Below are 8,007 nucleotides of genomic sequence, written 5' to 3'. Positions count from 1 at the left end.
GGGCCCCCGCCTCCCCCCCGGCCTCCCCCGCCCAGGCCCTTGAAGCCGCCCCCGACCGTTGCCGCGCCCCCGACGCTCCCCAGGAACAGCCCGCTCAGGGTGCCGCCCGCCCCCGCGACCATCGCCCCGAAGAGCGCGGCCAGGAGCTGGTTGGCCATGACCAGCATGGCGATGGTGATGGCCGCGGCCAGGATGGTGACGATGGCCATGTTGAGCGCCTTGGTCTGGGCCGTCGAGGCCAGCGCGAGCTGGAAGCCCTCGCTGGTGGCCTGCAGCGCCACCAGGCGGTTCATCAGCCCCAGGCTGGCCGCGCCGGCGGCCCAGGTGTCCCCCGCCCCCAGCAGCGATCCCTCGGGCAGCTTGGCCGGGTCGAAGGCCACGGACTCGAAGTCCTTCTTCCACTGCCCGCCCTGCAGCGGGTGGCCCCCACTGGCGGCCACGTACAGCCGCACGGTCTCGCCGGGGTTGGCCCCCAGGTCCGGCCAACCCCTGAAGCGCTGGAAGAAGGCCAGCAGGCCCTTGGTGTCCTCGCTCACCGCCACCCTCCCCTCGCCGAAGAGCTTCTTGAGCTCGCCGTACATCGCCTTGCGGTCGTCCTCGCTGAGGCTGCGGTAGCTGCCGGCGGCGAAGCCGGGCGGCACCCGCTCGAGGAGGTTCTTCAGCGCCACCCCGTAGGCCTCCTGCAGCGCGGTGAAGCCGCTGGGCATGAGGCGGGCCTCGTTGGCGTAGGCGGGGTTCTCGCCCCTGACCCTCGCCAGCTCCCCCGCCAGGCCCCCCGCCACGCTGGCGGCGCAGTCCACCCCCTCGACCGTCAGGCCCTGGGCGTCGGCCTCCAGGCAGCGGTAGAGGTTGTAGAGCTGGCGGGTGGCGACCTGGTTGAGGCTGGGCGCGAAGGCGGCGGCCCCGGGGGGGGTGCCCGCCTCAACCAGCTTCTTGGCCATGTCCTCGAGGGCTTGGATCTTGGTGGTGGCGTTGTTGTAGGTCAGGCTCATCCCGGTCGAGAGGAGCACCCCCGAGACCAGCGGGGTCAGCAGCGCCACCAGGACGTACTTGAAGGCGTTCAGCAGCACCTGGGGCCCGACGAAGAGCGCCAGCGGCACCAGCAGCCCCATGAAGAACAGCACGCTGTAGAGGTAGACCCCGGCCAGGGTGTTGAGCGCGTGGAAGGTGGCGATGGTGACGAGCGGGCCCATCACCAGCAGGGTGCGCACCGTGCCCATGGTGTTGCTCACGCTGCGCGAGATCTCCGGCAGCCCGGCGGTGGCCGCCGCGCAACCCTCCACCCCCCCGTTGCCGGTGCCCGCCCCCACCGCCGCCCCCAGCCCGCAGCGCAGCAGGGGGTTGACGCTCTGGCTCACCGCCCCCGCGCTGGCGGCGATCCACGAGGTGATGGAGAGGTTGAGCACCATGGTCTGCACCCGCTTTATGCCCTGCCCCTCGTTCTTGAGCGAGGCGATGATGGCCTGGTTGGCCGAGTTGAGGAACACGTCCTTGTACAGCGACTTCAGCCCCTGGTGCAGCGGGAGCTCGGGGGCGGTGGGCTCCTCGACGGTCACGGTCTTGGTGGCGGTGACGTAGCCGCCGGTGGCGGGGTCGGTGGTGACGTAGGAGATCTCCTTGGGCTTGTGCTGGCTGCTGAGCGTGCAGGGGTAGCTGTGCCGGCTCGCCTCGGTGCAGCCGTTGTGCTGCGGGGGGATGACCAGGGTCTGCCAGGCCGCGCCCACCAGCACCAGCCGGACCAGGGCCAGCGCCGGGCTCAGCCGGCCCAGCTTGGCCTGCCAGAAGGTGGCGGCCACCCCCAGCACCAGCAGCACCAGCCCGAAGTTGTACAGCAGCACCGGCACCTTGTACTCGCGCAGCTTGCGCCCGTAGAAGGGCAGCCAGCGGTCGGTGTCGGGGAAGTATTCGCTGTAGCGGGCGGGGTCGGCCAGGGCCTGCACGATGGAGAGGCCCTGCTCGAGGGTGAACTGCTCGGGGGGCTGGGGCAGGGGTTGGGCCCAGGCCAGCGGGACCAGCGCAAACAGGCCGAGCAGGCCCCACGCCTGCAGGACGCGCGCGCACGGCGGCATCAATAGACCTCCTCCATGGTCTTTTGGGTCTCACTCAGCTCGGCGGGCATGCGGTACATGCCCTCCAGCGTGGCGCTGGTGGCGGCGAGCTGCCGGACGAAGGCCTCGGCCGCGGCGCGGGAGGCGTCCTCGACCCCCTCGAGCTGCCGCATGGCCTGGTGGACGAGCAGCTTGGTCTGGGCGGCGAGGATCTGGTTGGTGGCGGCCTGCGCCAGGATCTGCTCCTTGGCCAGCCGCACCAGCCGGTCCTCCGAGGTCAGCTGCATCTTGAGCGCGTCGATCTGCAGCGCGCCCATCTCCACCAGCACCCCCCGCACGCTGGCCTCCGCGCGGATGGAGCGCTCGCGGGCGGAGGCCAGCGGCTCGGCCTTGGCCGCGAGGTCGGTGGTCACCCCGGCCAGGGCCTGGGCCACGCGCGAGAGTTGGGGGGCCTGTTCCTCGGCCTGGGCCACCTGGTTGCGCAGCGCCTGGCGGGTGCTCTCGGCCTCCTGGGCCTGCCCCACCGCGGCGACGTTGGTCGCCTGCAGCGCCCCCACCAGCGCCCCCGCCTTCTGGCGGGCCTCCTCGCGCCGCTCGGCCTCGCCCTGCGCCGTGAGCGTGAGGCCCCCCTGGGGGAAGACCTCCATCAGCCAGGAGGAACTGGCGCGGTAGGCGCTGCGCCGCACCTGGCGCTCGACGGCCGCCACGGTGTCGGCCAGCCAGTCCTCCGCCGCCTGCAGCCCGCTGGCGACGGCCTTGACGTTGTCCATGCCGATGGCCCCCGCCACCCAGCTGTTGAGCTGGTTGGCCACCGCATTGCCCAGCAGGCCCAGGAAGTCGTTGAGGATGCTGTTCGCCAGGTTGCCCGCCCGGCTGCCCAGGCTGTTCACCGTGGCGAGCGCCCGGCGATAGAGGCTGCTCAGCGGGCAGGCGATGGCCCCGATGGGCTTGCCCTCGTGGACCGCGCACACGTTGCCCAGCAGGCGCGAGAGGGGAACCTGCTGCTGGGCGTCCGTGCTCGCGGGCAGCCCCACCGCGTTGTTCAGCAGCCAGGCCAGCACCACCGCGAAGGGGTTGTTCCTGTCGCCGGTCTGGATAGTGCCGACCGTCGGCTCGGCGACGTAGAAGTCGGGGACGGTGAAGAAGGTGAAGTCGGGCGCCTCGACCGCCCGCGCCGGCGAGAGGGTCAGCGCCAGTAGCCAGGGTAGAGTTTTAAACAACCGCCTCGCGCGCATCTTGCTCCTCCTCAAACCAGCTCTTATAGCGCGAAACCTCCGCCCCCGACAGCTCGCCCAGCGCTGCCAGCAGGCTGCCCCGCTCCGCCTCCAGGCGCCGGCGGCGGGCCACGTCGGCGGCGCTGGAGGTGAAGGCCCAGTAGTCGAGCGGGGTCGGCGCGACGCGCAGGATGTCGCCCTGCAGCCGGCTGTCCTCCCGGCGCATCACGTACAGCAGCTCGCTCCACTCCCCGTTGCGCCGCTCGAGGGTGCGCAGCTGGGCGGTGCAGGCCTCGGGCAGGCCCAGCGTCTGCACCACCAGCTCCTCCTGCTCGGGCACCCGCAGGATCATGAACACGCTCGTCGAGTCGAGCACCCCCTGGACGTAGGGCCCCTGGTAGTCGGTGATGCTCTGGGTCATGGTCCACACCCCCGCCCCGTAGCTGCGGGCGCGGCGGTAGAGGTCGGTGACCAGATCGGCCGAGGCCTTGATCTTGAACACCGCGTGGGCCTCGTCGAAGACGACGATCTTGCGGCGGTCGCGGGGGGAGTTGTTGAGCCGGGCGTAGATCAGCTGGGCGATGAGGCTGACGCCCAGCGCCGTCACCCGCACGTCGTCGAAGGCGTCGAAGCCGGCGATGTCGAAGTAGATGACCGGGTTGTCCCCCATGTGGACGTTGGTCTGCCCGTCCAGGAAGCGGCCCATCGCCCCCTGGGTCCACACCGACAGCTCCACCGCCAGCTTGCGGGCGACCGCCTTCTCCTCCACCCCGATCGAGCGCCCGGCCAGCTGGCCCAGCGCCCCCAGGGTGGACAGCACCTCCGAGAGGGTGATGGGCCGCAGCCGCCACCCGTCCGCCGCCTCCCCGGCCACCCGCTCGCGGGCCGCGCGGTAGGCGGTGCGCACCGCCTCCATCCATAACTGTTCCTTGAGGTGGAAGTCGGGGTCGGAGGCCGCGGCGTTGCCCTTGAGGATGTGGAAGACCCGCTGCAGGAACGTCAGCTTCTCCTCCGAGGGCTCGGTCTCGCCGGGGGGCAGGTCGAACATGTTGAGCGTGACGCCCGCGCCGGGGGCGATGGGGATGGTGGCCCCGCCCGCCAGGCTCACCAGCGGGGCGTAGTCCCCCTTCTTGTCGACCAGGATCAGCTCGAGGTCGCCCTCGGCCATGGCGTCGGAGAGCAGGCTTTGCACGGTGAAGGTCTTGCCCGAGCCCGACGCGCCCAGCACGGCGGTGTTCCAGTTGGTGGCCTTGGGGTCGAAGAGGTCGATCCCCACGAAGGCGCTGAAGCGGTTGGTGGTGAGGCAGGTCGCGCTCTCGAGCTTGGGGCGCACCCAGGGGCCGAAGAAGACCGCGACCTGGGCCGCGTTTTCGGAGAGGGTGGTGAAGGTGGTGTCCTGGCTGCGGCCGCTGAAGGGCAGCAGCCGGCTGAAGGGGTGGGCCAGGTACTCCTGCTGGCGGCGCCACTTGGCCCCCAGCGTGTCGCCCAGCCGCGGCAGGATGATGCGCTCGATGGCGTCGAGGTGCTCGACGCTCTCCCCGCGCACCAGCAGGCTCGCGCCCCAGCGCAGGAAGTGCTCCCCGCTCTTCTCCTGGCGCTGCAGGGCCTCCAGCAGGTCGCCCACCGCGTTGGCCACGCTCGACTCGGGGGCGCTGGCGGCGTCGGAGCTGAGCTGCCAGGCCTGGCGCTTCTTGTTCTCCAGCCGCTGCAGCACTGCCCCCTGGACGGGGTGCTCGAGGTCGAGCACCAGATAGGCGCGCTCGTTGATGAGCGCGTCGGCCAGCAGGCCGTAGCGGGTGGCGGCGGGCGGGCCGTACATGGTGTACAGCCGCACGTAGTCCTCGCCCAGGTGCAGGTAGTCGCGGGCGAGGTTATAGATCTCGCTCCGCCCCAGCGCCCGCTTGAGCGTCTGGGGGTCGAGCTCGGGGTCGGCCCGCAGGGTGCGCTCGCTGGCGTAGCGGGGGTCGGGGCGGTAGGGTCCGGGGGGCTCGTGGTCGTTTAAAAAGCGATAGCACAGGCCGAAGACGGCCTGGTCGTCCATCGGCTCGGCCTCGAGGCCGCCCCGGCGCAGGTAGGCCACCAGCGCCGCGCGCAGGTCGTGGGCCTCGGCCAGCGCCTCCTCGAACTCTCCGGGGGAGAAGGGCAGGTAGTGGGCGGCCCGGCCCGCCAGGCCCAGCGCCGCGCGCGCCCGGCCCAGCAGGTAGCCCAGCGCGCTGCCGCCGCCCGCGCGCGCCCGGCCGCCGCTGACGAGGAAGTAGACCTTCCAGCTCAGCCGCTGGCCGCGGCGGGCCAGCCGTTCCTGCATGCGCGCGCGCTCCTCGGCGAGCATGCGGAACACCGCTCGCCCGGCACGCTTGCGCGCACGGTAGGCGGCGATCTCCTCGGCGCTGCCCCGGCGCGACTCCACGATCACGCGCAGGCGCTGGTCGGTGGGCACCACGCTCTCCAGCAGCCCGCGCAGCTGCGCCAGGAGGATCTGGCGGTCGCCCGCGCTGCGGAAGAGGTCGGGCCCCACGTCCACGGCCGCCCCGACCTCGAAGCGGCCGTCCTCCAAGAAGCTCACCCCCTGGTGGATCTCCCAGTAGGGCAGCAGCTGGTGCAGGGGTTTGGTGTACATCTGTGGCTCCGTGGCTCCTGTGTTTCCCCTATGGCCCCTCTCTGGCGCGCGAAGCCCCGCCTTGGCGGGGCTCGCGGGCTGGGGCTGCTCGCGCAGGCGGCTCAGGGGACGATCCCCTTCGGGACGCCGCCGCCTCCGGCGGCGGGAGGCCCGTACGCCAGCCGGACGATCCCCTATCGGGAGGGCCTGCGGCCCTGCACCGGGGGACGGACGATCCCCTTCGGGACCGGCTGACGCCGGTGCACCGAGGTGATCTGCGCGGGCGCGTCGGGCTCGAGCTCGAGCACCAGCGGCACGTGCTGGCGGTCGCGACCGGGCACGTAGCGCTGGGCCATGGTGACGTTGGCCCGCAGGTGCGCGAGGGCGCGACCGGGGAAGCGGTCACGCAGCAGGGCCGAGAGCCGCAACACCGCGAAGGCCGCCGCCAGCGAGAGCCCGATGCCCCACCAGCCCCCCTTCAGGCTCTGGTTGAGCTGCATCCCCCCGAAGAGCACCGCGCCCGCCAGGACGATCTGGAAGGGCTGGTAGCCCATGAAGGTGTAGACGCGGTCGAGGTTGGGGTGAGGCAGGGGGTCCATGGCTCAGCTGCCGCAATAGACGGTGGTGTTGCCGCTGGAGTCGATGACGATGCGGTTGTTGCCGGGCGGCTTGGCGGTGGAGTAGTCGATCTGGGTGACCAGCTTCTGCAGGTCGTTGAAGTTGAGCAGCACGATGCCGCCGAGCGCCAGCGTGATCGCCATGGCCTTGCCCGCCCGCGCGTCCCAGGCGAAGTAGCTGACCGCGGCGACGGCGAGGAGGACCACGATGACCAATCGGCCCACCGCCCCGGTGAGGATGTTGATGAACGGGCACAGCGCCGCGCCCGCCTTGTTGCCCACCGCCGTTTCCACGCCACCCTGGGCGAGGGCGGCCCCGGCAGCCAAGAGTCCCAGCAGCGCCAAGAGGAGGATGATCCTTCGGTTCATGCTCATGCATCTCCTTTCGTAAATCACCATATCACAAGCTGCTTTAGAGGAGCAGAGTCTCATGAATGAAAAACCCTATAGGAGCCTCCTGCTAGGATGTTAGCATGGCTGATCCTATCAATCAGCAATATACGAATACCCTCGAGGCCATCCACCAGGCCCTCGGCGGTGAGCTGCCCGAGCCCGGCACCCCGGCCTTCGAGCAGGCCCTGCGCCGCATCCAGCGGGAGCGGCCCGAGCTGCTCGACGCGCTGAAGTCCCTGCGCGACCCCTCGGCGCTGCCGCCCGTCAACCCCACCCACGCCGCCACGCTGCGCGAGTTTCGCGGGGCCGTCCGGCGGGCGCGGGCGGTCGAGCGGGCGCAGGCGTGGCTCAACCGGGTCTTCGGCATCAAGGACCCCCGGCGCGACAAGACCCACTTCAACTTCCGCCTGGTGGCGGTGCTGCTGGGCGGGGCGGTCTTCGCCGCCGGGGCGTTGTGGGCGCTGTGGCCCGACCTCTCGCGGGCCCTGGCCGGGCTGGACCGACCCGGGGCCGCGGGAGGCATGGTGGAAGACCCCCGGGTGGCCACCGCCTCGAGCGCCGAGCCCGGGCCCGCCTCGCCCGTGCAGTTGGCCCAGGACCCCCAAGCCCTCCCGGCCAGGGCTGGGGGCGTTGACGACCCCCTCCGCGACGGCACGGCCGTACACCAGCCGGGCGACCCCCACGCAGACGAGCATGCCGCCGGGCCCGGCGGCATGTCTGCGAGTCCTCTGGCGGGACGGGCGAGCCCGGTGCCCCAGGACGTACCCCTGCCCCCGACCGCGCCCCTCCCCGCGGGCACGACCCCTGCGGCGGGGGCGGCCGGGGCTTACCCCACGCCCTCCCCGGGCACGGCCGGCGGGGACGATCCCCTTCGGGACCGGCTGACGCCGGTGCACCAAGTGGTGCCCCCGCCCCCGCTGCCGGAGTACGGTGCCAGCCCCGCTCCCGCGACCCCGCCCGACCGCGCGGGCGCGGGGTCGCGGGGGGCCTCGAGCGTGCCCGGCGCGACCCGCCCAACCACCAGCCGCAGCCCGCTGGCGCTGGGCGCGGCCCAGGGCGCGGACCCCGGCCGCAGCTACGCGGCGCTGGCGGCGGAGGGGGGTGTGGGGGCCCAGGGGGGCGAAAAGGGATACGTGGCG

Annotated in this window: 5 protein-coding genes and 1 pseudogene; 1 reads left to right on the top strand and 5 read right to left on the bottom strand. The window is 72.2% G+C overall.

What is annotated here, in order from left to right; translation table 11 throughout:
- The 5 genes from MEICH_RS26440 to MEICH_RS0121590 all read right to left on the bottom strand — a co-directional run.
- A partial coding sequence (locus MEICH_RS26440) for a hypothetical protein (RefSeq protein WP_036219980.1) occupies nt 1–2,069 on the bottom strand: 2,069 nt, incomplete at its 3' end.
- On the bottom strand, nt 2,069–3,283 hold the full coding sequence (locus MEICH_RS0121605; RefSeq protein ID WP_027894342.1) for a hypothetical protein: 1,215 nt from the start codon (nt 3,281–3,283) through the stop codon (nt 2,069–2,071). The genes MEICH_RS26440 and MEICH_RS0121605, both read right to left, overlap by 1 nt.
- Entirely contained in the window at nt 3,261–5,879 is a 2,619-nt protein-coding gene (locus MEICH_RS0121600) for a VirB4 family type IV secretion system protein (RefSeq protein ID WP_027894341.1), read from the bottom strand. Before MEICH_RS0121600 ends, MEICH_RS0121605 begins: the two co-directional genes overlap by 23 nt.
- Nucleotides 5,880–6,052: 173 nt before the next feature.
- On the bottom strand, nt 6,053–6,457 hold the full coding sequence (locus tag MEICH_RS0121595; protein WP_027894340.1) for a hypothetical protein: 405 nt from the start codon (nt 6,455–6,457) through the stop codon (nt 6,053–6,055).
- A 3-nt stretch (nt 6,458–6,460) separates the two neighbouring features.
- Entirely contained in the window at nt 6,461–6,844 is a 384-nt protein-coding gene (locus tag MEICH_RS0121590) for a hypothetical protein (protein WP_147372918.1), read from the bottom strand.
- Nucleotides 6,845–6,948: 104 nt separating this feature from the next.
- On the opposite strand from MEICH_RS0121590, the pseudogene MEICH_RS0121585 reads away from it, so the two are divergent.
- A pseudogene (locus MEICH_RS0121585) lies at nt 6,949–8,007 on the top strand (hypothetical protein); the annotation flags it as partial.

This window comes from Calidithermus chliarophilus DSM 9957, from assembly GCF_000430045.1.
In the GTDB taxonomy this organism is placed as follows: Bacteria; Deinococcota; Deinococci; order Deinococcales; family Thermaceae; genus Calidithermus; species Calidithermus chliarophilus.
The sequence above is the reverse complement of the archived record's forward strand: the minus strand, read 5'-3'. Positions and strand labels throughout refer to the sequence as shown.